The following is a 19,319-nucleotide window of genomic DNA, read 5'->3' as shown; positions in this document are numbered from 1 at the left end:
GACCGACGGGAGGCGGCAAACTCATCGGCGAGCACCTCTACGTCTGGATGTCGCCGCAACTCATTGGTAGCCGCGGATCTGGCAGAACACCTGCGCCAGATCGCTGTCCCGGGCGTCGAACAGCTCACCGCCGGTCAGCGTCGCCACCTCACGCATCTGCGACTCGGCCGCCTCACCGAACAGGATCGGGAACACCCGTATCTGCCTTCCGGCCGCGAACGCGGTGAAGTCGGCGAGCGAACGACCGGTGTTGCTCTCGCCGTCGGTCATCAGCACGATGCTGAGGAACCGGTCGGTGCCGGTCAGCTCGTCGTAGGCGCGGACCAGGCTGTCGTAGACGGCGGTGTCCCCGGCGGCGACGAGCCCGTCGATCGCGCCGCGGATGGCGTCCCGTGACGGCTGCGGGTTCTGCGCGTCGACGGTGAACGCGCGCACCGGCAGCGGTGCGTGGTTGAACGGCAGCAGCACCACGTCCTCGCGGCTGCGGAACCGGCAGTACTTGCCCGTCAACGAGGTGTCGACGCCGGTCAAGGTGCTCAGCGACCGCTTGAGCGCCGCGAGCCGTTCGCCCTGCATGGAGCCGGACGTGTCGAGCACGTACACCGTGCGCGACGGCCGGCGCAGGCGGTCGAAGTACGCGGTGAGCAGCGCGTCCACCGCGTCCCTGGTGCCGGGGAACGGAAGTTCGCTCAGCTTGTCGGGAAACCCCTGCGGCAGCGCCACTCCCGGCACCGCGGCCCGCCGGGAGGTCAGCTCGGTGATCTTGCGCTGGGTGTCGGGGAACCGCAGGAACTCGCTCAGCCGCTTGTGCGCGTCCCTGGCGGCGTCGCCGGAACCGCCCAGCAACGTCAGCGGGTAGTCGGCGCTGATCACGCCGTCGCGCGGGTAGATCAGCGTGAGCGGCTCGGTGAGCTTGCCCGACTTGTTCAACGCCACCAGCGACGCCTCGTAGTTGACCAGCCCGTCCAGCTCGCCGCGACCGGTGAACGCGTCGGTGAGCCAGCCGGACGAGCCGGCGGTGAGGCGTTGCGCGGCGAAGAAACCGGCCAGCTGCGGTGCCACCCGGTCGATCGCGGCGGTGTCCAGGGCGCGGCCGCTGCCGTCGAGCGCCGAGGCGATCGCGACCAACGCCGAGAAGCCGGTGTTGGACGCGGCCGGGTCGGTCATGGCGAACGTGAACTCGCCCCTGCCCGCCGCGGCGGCGATCTCCAACCAGCCGACCTGCCTCGCACCCCAGCCGAGCCGGTCGGCCACGGACCTGCGCAGGCCCAGCACGACCGGCGAGCCCATGATCCGGGTGGAGGTGCCAAGGCGTTGGCGTGCCTCGGGAACCGTCTCCAGGTACCGGGTCGAGGAGAACCACAGCGCGTCGAAGTTGCCGTCCGCCTTGCCGTCCGCGACGGTCTGCGCGCCCTCCAGGCTGCCGGTGAAGGTCATCTTCACCGTGACACCGGTGGCGCGCGCGGCCTCGTCGAGGACCGGCCGCAGGTCGGCGAGCTCGCTGCCGGCCAGCACGCGCAACGTCGTGGCCGGCCCGCTCACGTCCGGCAGCGGTGTGGGGGTCGGCTGCGGCGGCGCGCTCGTGCACGAGGCCAGCACCAGCACCAGTGCGAGGCACAGACGCTTCACTTCGCGCACCTCTGGGCGTTCTCGGTGGTGGGCGTGAGGGAGGCGAGCATGGTCTCCAGCACCTCGTAGGAGGGCGACTCGACCACCTCCACCGGCGGCTTGCGCTTGCTGACCGGGCTGTCGACCGGCCGTTCCGGGCGGAACCCGTGCTCGGCGGCGAGCTTGGCCAGCTCCTGGTCCTCGCGCAGCGCCTGCCCGACCCGGCGGCCCGCGTCGGAGATCGGGATCAAGGTGTGCCGCGAGTAGACCGTCGGCTTCGGGAACATCAGCACCATCTCATCGGACAGCCCCGGCTTCTGGCCCGGCGCCTCCGCCACGAACTGCGCCTCGTAGACCAGCGCGAGCGGGATCCGGCCGACGCCGTCGACGAGGTAGTAGTTGAACAGCACCTGGCTCGTCTCCGGTTTGTCGCCCTGGTCGAAGATCAGCCGGCAGAGGTCGGGCAGCAGCTTACCCACCTGCTCGGGCGTGGTCACCACGGACCCGCCGTTGGCCACGTGCGACACGATCGACAGGAACATGATCGCGGAGTTGGAGTCCTGCGGGTCGGTGGTGCGCAGCAGGACCGTCTTGCGCTGCGGGTACTCGGTGTTGCCCGGCAGCTGGTCCCACGCGGTGCTCTTGCGGGCGAGCTCGACGAGCGCGGCGACGTCCACGACATCGCGGTCGCCGCTGCGCTGGATCACGCCCGCGCGGGTCAGCACCTCGACGATCGGCTTGAACGTCGCGACCGCCATCGGTGAGGAGAACGGCGTGAAGGAGTCGGTCACCTTCAGCTCGTCCATGATCTTCTGCGCCGCCGGGGTGCTGCCGGGGAACGCGAAGCCGTAGCCGTTGCCCTTGAGCGCCAGCACCATCTCCCGCGAGCCGCGTGAGTCGACGGTCACCTTGAGGCCCGCGCACGCGAGCCGGTCGCGCACCCGCTGGTCGGCGAAGAACGCCTCCTTCTCCGACCCGATCACGCCGCGCACGTCGGTGACGTCGGAGCGGCAGTCGGCCGCCGGCCGGGCCGAGTACCGGTCGAGCACCACGAACCCGACGGTGGCGATCAGCACCACGCCGAGTGCGATCGAGACGTACCTGACGAACCGCAGCCTGTCCCGCCGCGCCATCGTTCCTCCGAGCCTTCGGTTGCGGGTGAGACGTCCGGCCGGTGCCGACCGGTTCCGGTCACGGCCGGTTCAGGTTCTCGGTGGCGTCCTGGCTGGTGTCGCCGCCCAGGACGCCGAACGCGATGAGCAGGCCCGCCGCCGCGAGCGCCACCGGCGTCACCGGCCGCCACACTCCGTCGACCAGGCCGTTCAGCACGAGCGCCAGCCCGCGGCCCCGGTCAGCGCGGCGACCGCACCCCAGACCAGACCGCGCGGCGCGCGTTTCGGCGGAGGCGGGGTGTCCCGGACGGCGGGCATGATGATCGTGTCGATCGCCGCCCGCGCCGCCGCGCCGAGCTCGCCGGCGGACTGGTAGCGCTGCTCGCGGTCTTTGGCCAGACCTTTCAGCACCACCTGCTTGAGCGCCGGTGGCACGTGGTCGGGCAACGGGTCCGGCTCGTCGAGCACGTGCGCGGTGAGCACACCCATGTCGTTGTCGCGCACGAACGGTCTGCGCCCTGCCAAGCACTCGTAGAGCATCACGGCCAACGAGTACACATCCGCGCGATGATCGGCCTTCTGCCCGGACTGCAACCGTTCGGGCGCGATGTAGCCGGGCGTGCCGACGATCTGGTCGAGCCGGGTCACCGGGGGAGCACCGCCGGTGTCGATCGGCTGCGCGATGCCCCAGTCGAAGAGCCACGCGTGGTCGGCTCCGCGCCGCGCCCCCGGCTCCAGCATCACGTTGGACGGCTTGACGTCCCGGTGCCGCAGGTCCTCGCGGTGCGCCGCGTCCAGCGCCGACCCGATCTGCTCGACGATGGTCACCGCGCGCTCCGGTGCCAGCGGCCCCTGCTCGATCACCGAGGCGAGGTCGATGCCGTTGATGTAGCGCATGACGAAGTAGGGCGGGTCGTCGGTCGAGTAGTCGTAGACCGGCAACACGTGCGGGTGGTCGATCTGCGCCGCCAGCCGGCACTCCAGCCGGAACCTCCTGGCCAGCTCCGGATCCCGCAACGCCTCGTCGTTGGACAGCAGCTTCAGCGCCACCCGGCGCCCGGTGCGGGAGTTGACGGCGAGGTACACCTCACCCATGCCGCCGCGGCCCAGCAGTTGCTGCAACTCGTAGGAGCCGAACTGGTTGGACACCGATCACCCCGCTGCGCGGCCCGTCCTGGACGCGGTGATCGTACGTCGCGCACCCGGCCCGCGGTCAGGCTTCGGTCATACACCTGTCACGCCGTCCACGCCCTCGCGCAGGAAGTCGGCATGACCGTTGTGCCGCGCGTACTCGTGGCACATGTGGTGCATGACCAGTCGCAGCGAAACGTGCTGCTCCCAGCGCGGCTGGTAGGCGATGACGTCCAGTGACTCGGCTTCGCGCTCGATCCTGCGCGCGTGCTCGACTTCGTCCTGCCACGCCGCGAAAGCCTCGTCGCGCGTGGCACCGGTCGCGTCGTAGGCGACCTGGTAGTCGTTCTCCGCCGACCAGACGTTGGTGATGTCCTCGCCGTTGACGACCTTGCGGAACCACGTGCGCTCGACCTCGGCCATGTGCCGGACGAGGCCGAGCAGGCTGAGCGTGGAGGGCGGCATGGACCTCTGCCGCAGCTCGTCGTCGGACAGGCCCTCGCACTTGAGCGCGAGGGTGGCGCGGTGGAAGTCGAGGAACGCTCGCAACGTCTCGCGCTCGTCCCCGGTCAGCGGCGGCTCTGGTCGGTCGATCATGGTCCGAGTGTGCCAGGGTCCGCTCGTGGGACCGCTCTCATGGCGCGTGCCACAGCGCTCGTTGTCACTGGTCGGCGCTACGGTGGACGGCGAGAGAACGGAGTGGCTGATGACGCAGCTCGAGCAGGCCGAGTCGGCGTTCGCGGCCGCGCGCCCGAGGCTCTTCGGCATCGCGTACCGGATGACCGGCAGCGTGGCCGACGCCGAGGACCTCGTGCAGGAGGTGTGGTTGCGCTGGCAGACCGCCGACCGCGCCGCGGTTCTCAACCCGGAGGCCTACCTGGCCACGGCGATCACCCGCCTGGCGATCAACGAGAGCCAGACCGCCCGCGCCCGCCGCGAGACCTACGTCGGCCCGTGGCTGCCCGAACCCGTCGACACCGCCGCCGACCCGCAGCTCGGCGCCGAGCAGGGCGCGGTGCTGGAGCTGGCGGTGTTGCTGCTGCTCGAAAAGCTCACCCCGACCGAACGCGCCGCCTACGTCCTGCGCGAGGCGTTCGACTACCCGTACCGCGAGATCTCCGAGATCGTGCAGACCACCGAGGTCGCCGCCCGCCAGCTGGTCAGCCGCGCCCGCAAACACCTCGCCGACTCCCGCCGCACCCCGGTGGCGCCCCAACGGCAACGCGAGCTGCTGGAAGCCTTCGTCGCCGCCGCCCAGGCCGGTGACCTGGCCGGCCTGGAGAAGCTGTTCGCCGCCGACGTGGTCAGCTGGTCCGACTCCAACGGCGCGGTCCGGGCGGCCGGTCGCCCGCTCCACGGCGCGGCGTCGCTGGCCAAGATCTTCGCGGCGTGGGCACCGACGTTCTGGACCCCGCGGGACGTCTCGTACGTCGAGGCGAACGGGCAGTGGGCGATCAGGCTGCAGCGCGAGGGCGAGGTGTACGGCGTGATCACCGTGACCGCCTCCGAGGAGGGCATCGACCAGGTGATGTGGTTGGTCAACCCCGAGAAGCTCGGCCAGTTCGCCTGACCCTGTCACAACCGCGGAGGCTGTCCTGTCTCAGCTCGTGAACGCCCGCACACGACGGGCTCACGGGAGGGACGGACCATGAGGATCGTTGTCATCGGCGGCACCGGCTTGATCGGCAGCCAGGTCGTCAAGCGGCTGGGCGAGCACGGCCACGAGGCGGTGGCGGCGTCCCCCGGCAGCGGCGTCAACACCGTCACCGGCGAGGGCGTCCAGGAGGTCGTGCAGGGCGCCGACGTGCTCGTCGACGTCTCGAACTCGCCCTCGTTCGCCGACGAGGACGTCATGAACTTCTTCACCACCGCCACGACCAACCTGACCGAGGCAGCGAAGGAAGCCGGCGTCGGGCACTACGTCGCACTGTCGATCGTGGGCACCGACGAGCTGCCGGACTCCGGCTACCTGCGGGCCAAGGTCGCGCAGGAGAAGCTCATCACCGAGTCCGGACTCACGTGCTCGATCATCCGCGCCACGCAGTTCTTCGAGTTCGCCGGCGCCATCGCGAACTCCGCGACCGTCGACGGCGTGGTGCGCCTGCCCCACGGCGGCGTGCAGCCGATCGCCGCGGCCGACGTGGCCGCGGTCGTGGCCAGGACGGCCGCGACCGAACCGGTGAACGGCGTGCTGGAGATCGGTGGGCCGGAGGAGCTCACGATGGACGGGTGGATCCGCACAGTGCTGACCCAGCGCGGCGACGAGCGCCGGGTCGTGCACGACCCGGCGGCGCAGTACTTCGGCACCGTGCTGACCGGCAGGCAGCTGGTGCCCAACGCGGGCGCGCAGCTGCAGCCGACCAGCCTGCGGCAGTGGTTCGCGGCGGGCAACTGACCAGTCCACAAGGGACACCGGTGCTCAGCGCGCCGGTGTCCCTTGCGCGTAGCTCCACCGGAACCCTTACCGGTCCCGTTGCGTGTGCGAGCTGGTTGCCGCCGCGTCGAGTGGTGTTCGCCCGGAGGAAGCACTCTTTCCACCAGCGACGGCTAGACACTGTGGGTGCCCACCGCTCGCGCCCGCGCGGGTTCGCGTGTGGACGCGGAGAAGGGAATTCGATGAAGCGATCGACGTTGTCCGTCCTGCTGGCTCTGCTCGTCAGCGTCGTGGCGAGCCCGGTGCCGGGTGCCGTTGCGGCGCCGGGCCGGGTGCAGCCGCTCGAACGTGCGCACGCGCACAACGACTACGAGCACGACCGCCCGCTGGCCGACGCCCGCGACCGCGGGTTCACCTCGGTGGAGGCCGACGTGTGGCTGGTGGACGGTGAGCTTCGCGTGGCGCACGACCTGGCCGACACGCGGCCGGGCCGCACGCTGCGCAGCCTCTACCTCCACCCGCTCGCCCAGACCGTGCGCGCGAACGGGGGTCGCGTCCACCCGCACTGGCGCGGTTCCTTCCAGCTGCTCGTCGACATCAAGAGCGACGGTCCGGCGACCTACCAGGCCGTGGACGAGGCGCTGCGCGAGTTCCGTCCCATGCTGACCCAGTGGGTCAACGGCCACGAACGACGTGGCGCGGTTGAGGTGGTCATCAGCGGGAACCGGCCGCGTGAGGACATGCTCGCCCAGCGGATCCGGCGGGCCGGGTACGACGGGCGGCTGAGCGATCTCGGCAGCGGCGTCCCCGCCACGTTCATGCCGCTCGTCAGCGACAACTGGACGAAGAACTTCACGTGGCAGGGCGTCGGCGCCATGCCCGTGGCCGAGCGGGAGAAGCTTCACGGCATCGTGTCGCAGGCACACGCCGCCGGCTACCGGGTGCGGTTCTGGGCCACCCCGGACGTGGCGGGTGAGGCGCGGAACGCGGTGTGGCGTGAGCTGCTCACGGCCGGCGTCGACCACATCAACACCGACGACCTCGCGGGGTTGCGGGAGTTCCTCCTCGCGAACGACCCGGCTGAGCGCCGCCGGGGCTGACCGAGGGCAGGGCTGCACCGAGGGCAAGGCTGAACTGAGGGCAGGGCTGCACCGATCCGGCGGAGCCCTGCCCACCGCGCAGCTAGTGATGGGCTGCCGGCGGTGTGATCGCCGCGAACAGCTCGGCGGCCGTGCGGGCGACGAGGTCGGCGAAGGTCGCGTCCGGTTCGGCCAGCCAGCGGGACGTGGCACGCCGGGAGATCGCCAGCACCACGTCGATGAGGAAGCGTGCCTCGCCGGGCTCGACGCCGCGCCGCGCGAGTGCCCGCTCCAGCGCGTCGGCGATGCCGGCGAGCTTGATCAGGTCCCGTTCGGCCAGCGCCGGGCTGGCGGCGATCACCTCGGCGCGGCGCAGCAGGAACTCGCGGGAGCGGAAGACCTGGTCGGCGGTGCCGAGCGCGGTCAGCAGCGCCTCGGTCGGCGTGAGACCGGGGTCGGCCGCCTCGACCTGGGCGGCGAGGTGAGTCTCGAGGACGTTGCCGGCGAAGAGGACCTCCCGCTTGTCGGGGAAGTAGCGGTAGAAGGAGCGCTCGGTCAGACCGGCGCTGCGCGCGATCTGCGCGACCGTGGTGCGCTCGAACCCCTGCGTCTCGAACAGGTCGAGCGCCGCGCGTTCCAGCCGGCCTTGTGCGTCGGACTCCCATCTGGGCATGCAGGCCAGGATATGACAGCAGACGCTGTCATCACGGTGCTAGGTTCGATGACAACAGATGCTGTCATCACTGGGAGATCATCGTGAGAGCTCTTCAGTTCGACCGGTTCGGTGCTCCGGACGAGATCGTGCTGCGCGAAGTTCCGCAGCCGCACCCCGGACCGGGGCAGATCCGGATCGCCGTACGTGCGTGCGGCCTGAACCCGGCCGACTGGGCGGTCGTCGACGGCCTGCTCGCCGACCGGTTGCCGCCGCTGCCCCGCGGGCTCGGCTTCGAGGTCGCGGGCACCGTCGACGTGCTCGGCCAGGGTGTCACCGGCATCGAGATCGGCGACCGCGTGTTCGGCCCGGCGGCCTTCGCCGGCCCGACGGCGGGGGCCGCCGAGTACGCGGTGGTGGCGGCCTGGGCCCGCATCCCGGACGGGGTTTCCGACGAGCAGGCCGCCGCGCTGCCGATGGCGGCCGAGACGGCGTGGCAGGCGCTCGACGACCTCGGCGTGGTGCCGGCGAGCTGCTGCTCGTCCACGGCGCGGGTTCCACGGTGGGTGAGGCCGCGGTCCGCTTCGCGTTGCACCGGGTGTCCGGGTGATCGCCACCGCCGGGCCGAGGCGGGCGGCCGCGCTGGAGGCGGGCGCGCGGTCACCGGCTACGGCGACGGCATGGCCGACCGCGTCACCGCGCTGGCCGGCGGGCGCGTCGACCGCCCTGGACGCGGCTCCGACCGGCGGCCGGATCGACCGCGCCGACCAGGCCAGTCCGCACGGGGGAGCGCTGCCGGCCCTGGTCGGGCTGACCGGTGACCCCGACCGCGTCGTCACCGTCTCGGACTTCGCCGCCGCGGCGGAGTTGGGCGTCCGGACCACCGCCATCGAGATGCGCTACGACCGGCTGGACACCTTCGCCCGGCTGGCCGCCGAAGGTGTTCTGGTCGTACCGGTCGCCCGCACCTACCCGCTCGACCAGGTCCAGGAGGCGGCCGAGCTCAGCCGGTCGCGGCGGCCGGGAGGCAAGCTCGTGCTCCTCCCGTGACCGTCGCGGCCGGGCGGGCGTTGTGGAGGGTCGGCCTCCGACCGCCAGGGTCAGTCGTTGCGGGCCTCCAGCGCTGCGGCCACAACTGGACCTGATCAGGTGATCACCGCTTACCGGAAACCTCTGTGGACGGCAGGTCGTCAACGCGCGAACCGGACATAACACCGAAGATGTCAACTCCGGCGTGGATGCTCAAGCCGACCATTTTCCGTGCGCTCCACGACATGCGGCCGATCACGTGATCGCGATCGGAAAAAGATTCACCGTTCCGGCGATCTATCGGTTACCCATGTCATTTGTCCGCCGGTCGCGGTGGAAACCGGTTGTGGGTCTTGATCGTGGCCCAGGCGCCTCCGTGTGTCGCCGGGGGTGGGTCCGGCGTCCCCCACTTCGGTTTCCCGCACCCGCCGCGGAGCGTGGCTACGGTTGCGACACGGATCCGGTCAACACGATGATCCCCCGCCTGGGCCGTGCTATGGAACGATCCGGCATCGCGCGTTCGAGGTCCGGCAGTCCGCGATTCGGCCGTACCGGTTGATCTGTTCGCCGCCTGTGGGAACGCGACCGGGAAAATTCAGATTCGTGATTCCTATGGTTCCGGGGTGCGTCGGGAACACGTTTGGCCGCTGTTCTCGGTGGGTGTTGTCAAAGGCCCTGGACAAGCCGGGACGCCGTGCTATAAAGCGTCCACGTGGGGTGTGTCGTAGCGGAAAGACCATCGGTGGCTGCGCTGAAGGGAACTGGACGGTTGGTGCCGACGGACCATGGTGACGCGCTCGCCGAACTCGTCGGCCTGCTCGCCGAGTGCTCGGCGGGCACAGGCAGACTCGCGCTGGTCAGTGGTGGTCTGACCAGTGGGAAGACGGAGCTGCTCCAGCGGTTCCAGTTGCACGCCGCCGCCTCCGGGGCGTTGTTGCTGACCGCGACCGGCGCGCCGGCCGAGCGTCCTCTGCAGGCAGGTGTCATCGACCAGTTGTTCCACGGCGCCGGGCTGCCGCCGGAAATAGCGGACCGCGTTTCCCACCTCATCACGCCGATCGCCGCGACCGTGAACGAGTCCGGGGCGGACGTGCAGAGCATCCATCATTCCCATGTGCGGCCCGTGCATGAACTGTGTCAAATTCTGCTCGAATTGTCGCGGGAACGCCCGGTCGTGTTGTGCGTGGACGACGTGCAATTCGCCGACAGCTCCTCGCTGCAATTCATCCTCTACCTGAGGCGGCGGATGAGAGCCGGGCGGGTGCTCGTGGTGCTCACCGAGTGGCAGCAGCCGCAGCCGACGCTGCCGCTGTTCCACGTCGAGCTGACCCGGCGGCCACACCACCGCATCCGGCTCGCACCGCTGTCGGAGTGCGGGATCGCCGAACTGCTGCGCGACCGGGTGCCCGATCCCGACGCGCTCGCGCCTGCCTGGCACACCCTCAGCGGCGGCAACCCGATGCTGGTCCGAGCACTGGTCGAAGACTTGGAGGCCGGGCACGAAACCGGTCCCGACCAGGTCGGTCCCGCGTTCAAGCACGCGGTGCTGGAGTGCCTGCACCGCTGGGAAGCGGGGCTGCTCGAGGTCGCGCGCGCCATCGCCGTGCTCGGCGAGGAGCGCACCCCGGTCCTGCTCGGCCGGCTGGCCGGCACCACGCCCGAGGCCGTCGAGCAGGCGGTCGACGTGCTCACGCCGCCGGCCTGCTGCTCGACGGTCGTTTCCGCCACCCGGCGCGGGCCGGCGATCCTCGACAGCACGCCGGGCGCCGAACGGGTGCGGCTGCACGCCCGTGCCGCCGAACTGCTCTACCAGCGGCGCGCGGCGGCCGTGGTGGCCGACCACCTCGTGGCCGCCGGCCCGGTCGCATCGGGCTGGCCGGTCGCCGTGCTGCGCATCGCCGCCGAACAGGCGCTCATGGGTGACGACGTGGCAGCGGCCGTGCGTTACCTGGAACCCGCGCTGCCCGCGGTCGAGCCGGACGAGCGGCTGGGCGTCACCAGCGTCCTGGTCCGGGCGCTGTGGCGGGTCAACCCGGCCGCCGCCGTCGTGCACATGGAACCCCTGCACGAGGCGATGTGGGCGGGCGGGCTGCGCGGCCGGGACGCCATGACCGTCGTGCACCACGCGCTGTGGATCGGGGACGAGGCCACGGCGGTGCGTGCGCTCGCCGTGCTCGACCAGAACCCCGGCATGCTGGACGCGCAGAGCGCGGCCGAGCTGCGGATCGTCTGCCAGTGGTTCCACGGCCTCGACCAGGCGACCGCCGTGGCCACCGACGTGGTGGCCGACGCGGACCCGTGGGTGGCCGCGGCGCAGGCCATCGGCACCTTCTGGACCGCCGAGTTCCACCCCGACGCCATCGCCAGCGCCGAGCACATCCTGCGGAGCTGCCGGCTCGGCGACATGTCGCTGGAGGTCGTGCTCACCGCCCTGCTGATCCTGGTGCACAGCGGCCACCCCGACCGGGCCGAGCGGTGGTGCGACCGGCTCACCGCCGAGGCCGTCCGCGGTGGCGCGGTGACCTGGCAGTCGATCCTGGAGGTCGTCCGAGCCGACATCGCCCTGCGGCGCGGGGAGGTGGTGGTGGCCGCCGCCCGCGCCGAGACCGCACTGGCCCTGCTGCCGCACCAGGGCTGGGGCCTGTCCATCGGCTACCCGCTGGCCGTGCTGCTGGAGGCCAACACCGCGCTGAACCGGCACCGCGTGATCGCCGACGTCATGCGACTGCGCGTGCCCGACGCCATGTTCGCCACCGCCGCCGGCCTGCGCTACCTGCACGCCCGCGGCAACGGCAACCTCGCCGTCGGGCGGGTGCTCGCCGCCATCAGCGACTTCCAGAACTGCGGCACCCGGATGCGCGAGTGGGGCGTCGACCTGCCGGTGCTCGCGCCGTGGCGCTGCGGCCTCGCCCAGGCCAACCTCACCCTCGGCCGCCCGGAGGCGGCTCGCGAGCTGATCAGCGAGCAGATGCTGCTGCCGGCCGGCGACCGCCGCACCCGGCGCGGCGCTGCGGGTCCTCGCCGCCGCGGGCGAGCTCGCCGAGCGACCCGCGCTGCTGCGCGAGGCCGTGCGGCACCTGCGGCGGGCGGGTGACCGGGTCGAGCTGGCCCGCGCCCTGTCCGACCTCGGTGAGGCGCTCGACACCTTGGGGAAGCACGCCGAGGCCCGCGAGCTGTCCTGGATCGCGATGGCCGAGACCGAGGCGTCCGGCTCCGGCGCCACGCCCATCCCGGTCGACTGGGAGGACGGCGACGCCGGAGACAGGCGATCGGTCCTGAGCGACTCCGAGCTGCGCGTGGCCGAGCTCGCCGCGAAGGGCCACACGAACCGCGAGATCAGCGCCATCCTCTACATCACCGTCAGCACCGTCGAGCAACACCTCACCAGGGTCTACCGCAAGCTGGGCATGCGCAGCCGGGCGGACCTGCCGCACCGCCTGCCCCAGCGGACCGGCGCCGGCCCACGGGCCTTCGAAGCCCGAGGGTGACCGTGCACCACCCCGAGTAGAAAGAACCCGCCAATGCCCAACCAGTCCACCTGCCGCGTCTGCGCCGGGACGGTCACCGAGTTCCTCGACCTCGGTCAGCAGCCGCTGTCCGACGCGTTCCGGCTGCCCGAGGACACCTCCGCGGAGTTCACCTACCGCCTCGCCGTGGGCGCGTGCGCGGACTGCGCGATGGTGCAGCTGATGGAGGAGGTGCCCAGGGAGAAGATGTTCCACCAGGACTACCCCTACCTGTCCCAGGGGTCCGCGGTGATGCGCGAGCACTTCCGCGCCCTGGCCGAGCGGTTCCTGAGCACCGAGCTGGCGGGCGAGGACCCGCTCGTGGTCGAGCTGGGCTGCAACGACGGCACCATGTTGCGCACCGTCGCGGCGGCGGGCGTGCGGCACCTGGGCGTGGAACCGTCCGGCGCGGTCGCCGACCTGGCCGCCGAGGCGGGCGTGCGGGTCCGCAAGGACTTCTTCGAGGAGTCCACCGCGCTGTCCATCCGCGACCAGGACGGTCCGGCCGACCTCGTGTACGCCGCGAACACGTTCTGCCACATCCCTTACGTGGACTCGATCCTGCGCGGCGTCGTGGCGCTGCTCAAGCCCGGCGGGGCGTTCGTGTTCGAGGACCCCTACCTCGGCGACATCGTCGAGCAGACCTCGTTCGACCAGATCTACGACGAGCACTTCTTCCTGTTCAGTGCCACCTCCGTGGACGCCATGGCCCGCCGGCACGGCCTGGAGCTGGTCGACGTCGAGCGCCTGCCGGTGCACGGCGGCGAGGTCCGCTACACCCTGGCCCTGCCCGGTGCGCGCACCCCCTCCGCGGCCGTCGCCGCCCTGCTCGCCGAGGAGCAGGCGCGCGGCCTGCACGACCGCGCCGTCCTCGACGGGTTCGCAGACCGGGTCCGCGCGATCCGCACCGACCTCCTGGCGCTGCTGGAGGACCTGAAGGCGAAGGGGGAGCGGGTCGTCGGCTACGGCGCGACCGCCAAGAGCGCCACCGTCACGAACCTCTGCGGCATCGGACCGGACCTGGTCGAGTTCATCAGCGACACCACGCCCGCCAAACAGCACAGGCTGGCGCCCGGCTCCGGCATCCCGGTGCGCCCGCCGGCCGCCTTCGCCGACCCCCACCCCGGCTACGCGCTGCTGTTCGCCTGGAACCACGCCGCGGAGATCATGGCCAAGGAGGAGGCGTTCCGCGAGGCGGGCGGCAAGTGGATCCTGTACGTGCCCGACGTCCACGTGGTGTGAGCGTGCCGGGGGAACTGGCCGGCGCGCTCGTCGCGGTGCTCGGCGGGTCGGGGTTCGTGGGTTCCGCGGTGTCCGCACGGCTGGCGGCGCGGGCGCGCGGTGCGGGTGGTGGCACGCGACCCGGCGTGCCGCCGTTCCCGGCCGAGCTCGTCGCGGCCGACCTCACCGAGCCCGGCGCGGTGGCCGCCGCGGTCGCGGGCGCGGACGTGGTGCTGCCACTGGTGCTGTTCACCGGCGGCGGCACCTGGCGGTCGCCGCCGGGCGCGGCCGACGCCGCCAGGGTCAACGTCGGCATCGTCGCCGAGGCGGTGGACGCGGCTCGGGGGACCGTCGTGTTCGCCGGCTCCACCTCGCAGGTGGGGCCGGGTGCGCCGGAGCGGATCGACGGCACCGAGACCGACCACCCCGAGTCGGAGTACGACCGGCAGAAGTGCGCCGCCGAACGGGTCGTGCTCGCTGCGGGCGGCTGCTCCCTGAGGCTGCCCACCGTGTTCGGCCCCTCCACCGGCTCCCCGGACCGGGGCGTGGTGACCGCGATGGCGCGGCGTGCGCTCGCAGGCGAGCCGCTGACCGTGTGGGGAGCCGGGGACGTGGAACGCGACCTGGTGTTCGTCGAGGACGTCGCCGAGGCGTTCGCGGCGGCCGTGGCGCACGCCGACCGGCTGGCCGGGCGGGCGTGGCTCGTCGGCTCGGGCGCAGGTGTCGCGGTGCGCGCGTTGTTCGAGCTCGTCGCCGCCACCGTCGCGGAACTGACCGGTCGCCCGGCCGTGCCGGTGCGGTCGGTGCCGCCACCGCCATATGCCACCGCGTCGGACTTCCGCAGCCTCGTGGCCGACCCGGCCGGCCTCACCCTGGCCACCGGTTGGCGGGCTCGGGTTCCACTGGCCGACGCGGTGTCGAGGACCGTCGCCCACCTCCTCCAGTCCTCGATGGACAGTCCGCGGCCGGGTACCCCTAACCCCGCGTAGGGGTTCCCCTAAGCTGGTTGACCGCGCAGTTCGGGCCGCTGCACGCTGATCACCGTCTTGAGACGGAGGTCGTCGATGAAAGCCCGCGCACTCTCTGTCGGCGGGGCCTGGGAGTTCGAGCCCGAGGTGTTCCCGGACGACCGCGGCCTGTTCGTCTCCCCGTTCCAGCACGAGGTGTTCGCCGAGGCGGTCGGTGCGCCGCTGTTCGCCGTGGCCCAGGCCAGCGCCAGCGTGTCCCGCCGCGGGGTTGCCCGCGGCGTGCACTACGCCCGCACGGCACCGGGTTGCGCGAAGTACGTGACCTGTTCGCGTGGGCGTGTGCTGGACATCGTGGTGGACCTGCGGGCCGGCTCGCCGACGTTCGGCGAGTGGGACTCCGTCGAGCTGGCGGGCGACGGCTTCCGCGCCGTCTACCTCCCGCCCGGACTCGGCCACGCGTTCATCGCCCTGGACGACCACTCCACTGTGCACTACCTGCTGTCCCGCGCCTACGAACCCGCCGACGAGCTGGCGGTGTCCCTCTTGGACCCGGACCTGGCGCTACCGGTGCCGGCCGACGTCGTGCTGTCCGAACGCGACCGCACCGCACCGGGCCTGGTCCTCGCACGCAACACCGGACTGCTGCCGGTACACGCCGCCTGAGCCGAGGAGAGCACACCAGGTGACCGCGCCCACCCGCCGTCCCACCCAGACGCGCCTGGCCGAGTCGATGCTCGCCGCGCGTGACACCGACGCCGTGCACGCCTGGCTCGCCCGCACCGCGGAACACAGCTGGATGAACGTCGAGCGCGTGCCGCTGGACGGCCTCGCGGGCTGGCTCACCGAACCGGGCACCGGCAACCTGCGCCACCACACCGGCCGGTTCTTCAGCGTCGAGTCGCTCGCCGTCGACCTGCCGGGCACGCCCGTGCCGCACTGGTCGCAACCGATCATCAACCAGCCGGAGATCGGCATCCTCGGCATCCTCGTCCGCGAGGTCGACGGCGTGCTGCACTGCCTGATGCAGGCCAAGCACGAACCGGGCAACGCCAACGGACTGCAGCTGTCGCCGACCGTGCAGGCCACCCGCAGCAACTACACCCGCGTGCACCAGGGCAAGCCCATCCCCTACCTGGAGCACTTCCGCGACACCTCCGGCCACCACGTCCTGGTGGACATCCGGCAGTCCGAGCAGGGCGCGTGGTTCTACCGCAAGCGCAACCGCAACATGGTCGTCGAGGTCGACGGCGCGATCGAGGTGCGCGAGGGGTTCCGCTGGTTCACCCTCGGCGAGATCGCCGGCCTGATGACCGTGCCGGACCTGGTGAACATGGACGCCCGCACGGTGCTGGCCTGCCTGCCCGGCGGCGGCGCGGCCCTGGCCCGGGCGGCGGCCGACCCGTTCAGCGAAGCCCTGGTCCGGTCCGGCGACCCGGCCACGCCCGGCGTGCACACCACCGGGGAGGTGCTGAGCTGGATCACCGAGGTCCGCACGCGCACCGACCTCCGGGTCGCCCTCGGCCCGTTGGCCGGGTTGCCGGACTGGACCCGCGAGGACGGCGTCATCGCGCACCGTAGCGGCGGGTTCTTCACCGTCGTGGGCGTGGACGTGCGGGCCGGCGGGCGTGAGGTCGGAACGTGGTCCCAGCCGATGATCGAACCGGTCGGCACGGGCGTGATCGCGTTCCTGGTCAAGGAGATCGGCGGCGTGCTGCACGTGCTCACCCACGCGCGCACCGAGGCCGGCTACGCCGACGTGACCGAGCTGGCGCCCACCGTGCAGTGCGTGCCCGAGACACACGACCACCTGCCGGTGCGGCCCCGGTTCCTCGACGAGGTGCTCGGCTCGACCAGGATCCGCTTCGACGCCGTGCTGTCCGAGGAAGGCGGCCGGTTCCTCGGCGCCCGCAACCGGTACCTGGTCGTGGAGACCGACGCCGAAGTCGCACGGGACGACCCCGAGTACCGGTGGCTGACCCTGCACCAGTACGAAGAGCTGCTGCGGCACAGCTTCTACGTCAACATCCAGGCCCGCAGCCTGCTGCTGTGCCTGCGCAGCCTCGTCCCGCGCGGGTGAGGTCGGGTCCGGTGGGGACGGGTACCGCCGCCCGCCACCGGCCCGGTCAGAGCGTCGCCAGCACCTGCTTGAGCGCGTCCACCACGTGCTCCTGCGTCTCCTGGGGCAGCGACGGGTACATCGGCAGCGAGAAGATCTCGCCGGCCACCCGCTCGGTCACCGGCAGGCTGCCCTCGGCGTAGCCCAGGTGCGCGAAACCGGTCATGGTGTGCACCGGCCACGGGTAGCTGATGTTCAGGTGGATGTCGTGCGCCTTCAAGCGTTCCAGGATGTCGTCGCGCCGCGGGTGGCGCACCACGTGGACGTAGTGCACGTGCGTGTTGCCCGGTGCGGTCGCGGGCAGCACCAGGTCGGTGTCCGCCAGCGCCTCCGCGTACCGCGCGGCCACCGCCTGCCGCGCCGCGACGTAGTCGTCCAGGCGGACGAGCTTGCGGCGCAGGATCTCCGCCTGCACCTCGTCGAGCCGGCAGTTGTGGCCGGGCGTCTCCACGACGTAGTAGGTCTTCTCCATGCCGTAGTAGCGGTGGCGGCGCAGGTTCGCGTCCACCTCCGGGTTGTCGGTGATCGTCGCGCCGCCGTCGCCGTAGGCGCCGAGCACCTTGGTGGGGTAGAAGGAGAACGCGGCGGCGTCGCCCATCGACCCGGCCACCCGGCCGTGGTGGCGCGCGCCGTGCGCCTGGGCGCAGTCCTCCAGCACCAGCAGGCCGTGTCGCCGTGCGAGCTCCTGCAACGGTTCCATGTCCACGCACTGGCCGTACAAGTGCACCGGCAGCAGGGCTTTGGTGCGCGGTGTGATCACCGAAGCCACCTGGGCGACGTCCATCAGGTAGGTGTCCGGGTCCACGTCGACGAACACCGGTGTGGCGCCGACGGCGTCGATCGCCAGCACGGTCGGCGCGGCGGTGTTGGCCACCGTGACCACCTCGTCGCCGCGGCCGACGCCGAGCGCCTGGAGGGCCAGGCGGATGGCGTTCGTGCCGTTGTCCACGCCGACGCAGTGGGCGACTCCGTGGTAGGCCGCGAACTCCGCCTCGAAGGACGACACGCTCGGCCCGAGGACGAGCCGGCCGGAGGAGAACACCGTCTCGACCGCGTCGAGTATGTCCTTGCGCTCCAATTCGTATTCGCGCGAGTAGTCCCAGACGAGCGTGGCCATCGGCAGCCCTTTCGCTGTGGTCGGCTTCCCGGCCAGCCTAGGTCTGGCCCCCGGGTAGGGGGTAACCCCTAATCTGCAGGTCAGGGTGGCTTGCGCAGTCCGCAGGGGGCGCACGGCCACTCGTCCGTCCGCGGCCGTCGAGCGGCAGGGGAACAGGGGGAGTAGGGGTGTCCAGGCCGCTTCCGGGCCCTTTACGGTGACCACGCTCCCGGCAGGGTCGCCGGATTCCAGCACAACAATCGGGGCGAGGACGACAAATGTCGCGGCATTTCCTGTTCATGTGCCACCCGGATCACGGGCACGTCATCCCGAACCTCGCGGTGGTCACCGAACTGGCCGCGCGCGGGCACCGGGTCACCTACCTGACCGCGCCGAGCATGGCGGAGATCGTCACCGAGGCCGGCGCCACCGTCGTGACCTACCCGTCCCGGTACCGCGACGCCGACTTCGCCCGCGTGGCGAACGATCCCGGCTACCTGATGGGCGTGCTGCTCGACGAGAGCGAGGCCATGCTCGCCACCGCGACGGCCGAGCTCGACGGCGACCGGCCGGACTGCCTGGTCTACGACACCTCGGTGCTCTACGCGGCCCGTGTGCTGGCCCGGCACTGGGATCTCCCCGCCACGCAGGTGATCCCGGTGTTCGCCTCCAACGAGCACTTCTCCTTCCTCAACGCCATGTACAACCCCGAATCCGACGCCGCCGAGCGCCCGGCCGCGGAGCGGCCGAAGGAGATGCCCGAGTGGGTCGGCGCCACGATGGGTCGCATCGGTGCGCTGTGCGCCCGCTACGGGGTGACCGCCGCGCCGCACGAGGTGTGGTTCGAGGTGCCGCCGCTGAGCCTGGTCACCGTGCCGCGGGAGTTCCAGTACGCGGGCGAGACCTTCGACGAGCGGTTCGCGTTCGTCGGGCCGTGCGTCGGCGACCGCAGCTTCCTCGGGGCGTGGACGCCGCCCGCCGACGACCTGCCCGTGGTGCTGGTGTCGCTCGGCGCGGTGTTCAACGAGGACGCGGATTTCTTCCGCACGTGCGTCGAAGCGTTCCGCGGTCGGCCGTGGACGCGGTGATGACCACCGGCGGCGGTGTGGACCGCGCCTCGCTCGGCGACCTGCCGCCCAACGTCGAGGTGCACGACTTCGTGCCGCACGTGGCGGTGCTGGAGCACGCGGCCCTGTGCGTCACCCACGCCGGCATGGGCACCGTGATGGAGGCGCTGCGGTCGGGCACGCCGATGGTGTGCGTGCCGGGTTCCGCGCTCGACCGGCCCACCGGGTGGCGGGTCCGCGAGCTGGGCCTCGGCACCGTGCTCGACCCCGCCGACCTCACGCCCGCGACGCTGGTCGACGCGGTCACGTCGGTGCTCGGCGACCAGGAGATCGCGGCCAGGTCGGACCTCATGCGCAAGG

The 19,319-nt window shown here is 71.7% G+C and carries 19 protein-coding genes and 1 pseudogene; 13 read left to right on the top strand and 7 right to left on the bottom strand.

Annotated features, from left to right (window positions below; translation table 11 throughout):
• Positions 1–60: 60 nt before the first annotated feature.
• From BBK82_RS43815 to BBK82_RS43800, 5 genes are all read right to left on the bottom strand, one after another.
• Positions 61–1,629, bottom strand: a complete 1,569-nt coding sequence (locus BBK82_RS43815; RefSeq protein WP_237047916.1) for a VWA domain-containing protein — start codon at positions 1,627–1,629, stop codon at positions 61–63.
• A complete protein-coding gene (locus BBK82_RS43810) occupies positions 1,626–2,741 on the bottom strand; it encodes a hypothetical protein (RefSeq protein ID WP_065920172.1) in 1,116 nt (371 codons plus the stop codon). Before BBK82_RS43810 ends, BBK82_RS43815 begins: the two co-directional genes overlap by 4 nt.
• A 58-nt stretch (positions 2,742–2,799) precedes the next feature.
• Positions 2,800–2,937 (bottom strand): hypothetical protein, encoded by a 138-nt coding sequence (locus tag BBK82_RS51215; RefSeq protein ID WP_154697853.1) that lies wholly within the window; start codon positions 2,935–2,937, stop codon positions 2,800–2,802.
• Positions 2,931–3,869, bottom strand: coding sequence for a serine/threonine-protein kinase (locus tag BBK82_RS43805; protein ID WP_065920171.1), 939 nt, complete (start codon positions 3,867–3,869; stop codon positions 2,931–2,933). The genes BBK82_RS51215 and BBK82_RS43805 overlap by 7 nt, the downstream gene beginning before the upstream one ends.
• Before the next feature lie 75 nt (positions 3,870–3,944).
• Entirely contained in the window at positions 3,945–4,448 is a 504-nt protein-coding gene (locus BBK82_RS43800) for a DinB family protein (RefSeq protein WP_065920170.1), read from the bottom strand.
• A gap of 109 nt (positions 4,449–4,557) precedes the next feature.
• Between BBK82_RS43800 and BBK82_RS43795 the strand changes: the two genes are divergently transcribed.
• From BBK82_RS43795 to BBK82_RS43785, 3 genes are all read left to right on the top strand, one after another.
• Positions 4,558–5,421 carry an RNA polymerase sigma-70 factor gene (locus BBK82_RS43795; protein ID WP_065921848.1) on the top strand — a complete coding sequence of 288 codons (864 nt, stop codon included), beginning with the start codon at positions 4,558–4,560 and terminating at the stop codon, positions 5,419–5,421.
• Positions 5,422–5,499: 78 nt separating this feature from the next.
• Positions 5,500–6,246 (top strand): SDR family oxidoreductase, encoded by a 747-nt coding sequence (locus tag BBK82_RS43790; RefSeq protein WP_065920169.1) that lies wholly within the window; start codon positions 5,500–5,502, stop codon positions 6,244–6,246.
• A gap of 221 nt (positions 6,247–6,467) precedes the next feature.
• Complete coding sequence (locus BBK82_RS43785; protein WP_065920168.1) at positions 6,468–7,325, top strand: phosphatidylinositol-specific phospholipase C/glycerophosphodiester phosphodiesterase family protein; 858 nt, start codon at positions 6,468–6,470, stop codon at positions 7,323–7,325.
• A gap of 82 nt (positions 7,326–7,407) precedes the next feature.
• Here the strand turns inward: BBK82_RS43785 and BBK82_RS43780 are convergent, their stop codons facing one another.
• Positions 7,408–7,977 (bottom strand): TetR/AcrR family transcriptional regulator, encoded by a 570-nt coding sequence (locus BBK82_RS43780; protein ID WP_065920167.1) that lies wholly within the window; start codon positions 7,975–7,977, stop codon positions 7,408–7,410.
• Between the two features lie 83 nt (positions 7,978–8,060).
• Here BBK82_RS43780 and BBK82_RS43775 point away from each other — a divergent pair, with 83 nt between their 5' ends.
• The 8 genes from BBK82_RS43775 (at position 8,061) to BBK82_RS43750 (ending at position 16,757) form a co-directional block, all read left to right on the top strand.
• Positions 8,061–8,777 carry an alcohol dehydrogenase catalytic domain-containing protein gene (locus tag BBK82_RS43775; RefSeq protein ID WP_237047915.1) on the top strand — a complete coding sequence of 239 codons (717 nt, stop codon included), beginning with the start codon at positions 8,061–8,063 and terminating at the stop codon, positions 8,775–8,777.
• A complete protein-coding gene (locus tag BBK82_RS55360) occupies positions 8,683–9,006 on the top strand; it encodes a zinc-binding dehydrogenase (RefSeq protein WP_237048493.1) in 324 nt (107 codons plus the stop codon). The genes BBK82_RS43775 and BBK82_RS55360 overlap by 95 nt, the downstream gene beginning before the upstream one ends.
• Before the next feature lie 751 nt (positions 9,007–9,757).
• Positions 9,758–12,079: an AAA family ATPase gene (locus tag BBK82_RS43770; protein WP_237047914.1), complete on the top strand. Its 2,322-nt coding sequence runs from the start codon at positions 9,758–9,760 to the stop codon at positions 12,077–12,079.
• Complete coding sequence (locus BBK82_RS55355; RefSeq protein ID WP_237047913.1) at positions 12,054–12,473, top strand: helix-turn-helix transcriptional regulator; 420 nt, start codon at positions 12,054–12,056, stop codon at positions 12,471–12,473. The genes BBK82_RS43770 and BBK82_RS55355 overlap by 26 nt, the downstream gene beginning before the upstream one ends.
• A gap of 33 nt (positions 12,474–12,506) precedes the next feature.
• Positions 12,507–13,733, top strand: a complete 1,227-nt coding sequence (locus BBK82_RS43765; protein ID WP_065920166.1) for a class I SAM-dependent methyltransferase — start codon at positions 12,507–12,509, stop codon at positions 13,731–13,733.
• A 2-nt stretch (positions 13,734–13,735) separates the two neighbouring features.
• Complete coding sequence (locus BBK82_RS43760) at positions 13,736–14,701, top strand: NAD-dependent epimerase/dehydratase family protein (RefSeq protein ID WP_237047912.1); 966 nt, start codon at positions 13,736–13,738, stop codon at positions 14,699–14,701.
• Positions 14,702–14,776: 75 nt separating this feature from the next.
• Positions 14,777–15,343 carry a dTDP-4-dehydrorhamnose 3,5-epimerase family protein gene (locus BBK82_RS43755; RefSeq protein WP_065920165.1) on the top strand — a complete coding sequence of 189 codons (567 nt, stop codon included), beginning with the start codon at positions 14,777–14,779 and terminating at the stop codon, positions 15,341–15,343.
• A gap of 19 nt (positions 15,344–15,362) precedes the next feature.
• Positions 15,363–16,757 (top strand): NDP-hexose 2,3-dehydratase family protein, encoded by a 1,395-nt coding sequence (locus BBK82_RS43750; protein ID WP_237047911.1) that lies wholly within the window; start codon positions 15,363–15,365, stop codon positions 16,755–16,757.
• Between the two features lie 46 nt (positions 16,758–16,803).
• Here the strand turns inward: BBK82_RS43750 and BBK82_RS43745 are convergent, their stop codons facing one another.
• Positions 16,804–17,913 carry a DegT/DnrJ/EryC1/StrS family aminotransferase gene (locus BBK82_RS43745; RefSeq protein ID WP_065920164.1) on the bottom strand — a complete coding sequence of 370 codons (1,110 nt, stop codon included), beginning with the start codon at positions 17,911–17,913 and terminating at the stop codon, positions 16,804–16,806.
• 257 nt (positions 17,914–18,170) lie between these two features.
• Here BBK82_RS43745 and BBK82_RS43740 point away from each other — a divergent pair, with 257 nt between their 5' ends.
• A complete protein-coding gene (locus BBK82_RS43740) occupies positions 18,171–18,980 on the top strand; it encodes a glycosyltransferase (RefSeq protein WP_237047910.1) in 810 nt (269 codons plus the stop codon).
• Positions 18,980–19,267: pseudogene (locus BBK82_RS55350) on the top strand (nucleotide disphospho-sugar-binding domain-containing protein); the annotation flags it as partial. The gene BBK82_RS43740 and the pseudogene BBK82_RS55350, both read left to right, overlap by 1 nt.
• Between the last annotated feature and the right edge of the window lie 52 nt (positions 19,268–19,319).

Source organism: Lentzea guizhouensis (genome assembly GCF_001701025.1).
In the GTDB taxonomy this organism is placed as follows: domain Bacteria; phylum Actinomycetota; class Actinomycetes; order Mycobacteriales; family Pseudonocardiaceae; genus Lentzea; species Lentzea guizhouensis.
This window is presented reverse-complemented; position numbering and strand designations above follow the sequence as displayed.

Coding starts and splice junctions, on each gene's coding strand:
- BBK82_RS43810 (WP_065920172.1), bottom strand. CDS start 2,741: ATGGCGCGGCGGGACAGGCTGCGGTTCGTCAGGTACGTCTCGATCGCA.
- BBK82_RS43800 (WP_065920170.1), bottom strand. CDS start 4,448: ATGATCGACCGACCAGAGCCGCCGCTGACCGGGGACGAGCGCGAGACG.
- BBK82_RS43795 (WP_065921848.1), top strand. CDS start 4,558: ATGACGCAGCTCGAGCAGGCCGAGTCGGCGTTCGCGGCCGCGCGCCCG.
- BBK82_RS43790 (WP_065920169.1), top strand. CDS start 5,500: ATGAGGATCGTTGTCATCGGCGGCACCGGCTTGATCGGCAGCCAGGTC.
- BBK82_RS43785 (WP_065920168.1), top strand. CDS start 6,468: ATGAAGCGATCGACGTTGTCCGTCCTGCTGGCTCTGCTCGTCAGCGTC.
- BBK82_RS43780 (WP_065920167.1), bottom strand. CDS start 7,977: ATGCCCAGATGGGAGTCCGACGCACAAGGCCGGCTGGAACGCGCGGCG.
- BBK82_RS43765 (WP_065920166.1), top strand. CDS start 12,507: ATGCCCAACCAGTCCACCTGCCGCGTCTGCGCCGGGACGGTCACCGAG.
- BBK82_RS43755 (WP_065920165.1), top strand. CDS start 14,777: ATGAAAGCCCGCGCACTCTCTGTCGGCGGGGCCTGGGAGTTCGAGCCC.
- BBK82_RS43745 (WP_065920164.1), bottom strand. CDS start 17,913: ATGGCCACGCTCGTCTGGGACTACTCGCGCGAATACGAATTGGAGCGC.
- BBK82_RS43740 (WP_237047910.1), top strand. CDS start 18,171: ATGTCGCGGCATTTCCTGTTCATGTGCCACCCGGATCACGGGCACGTC.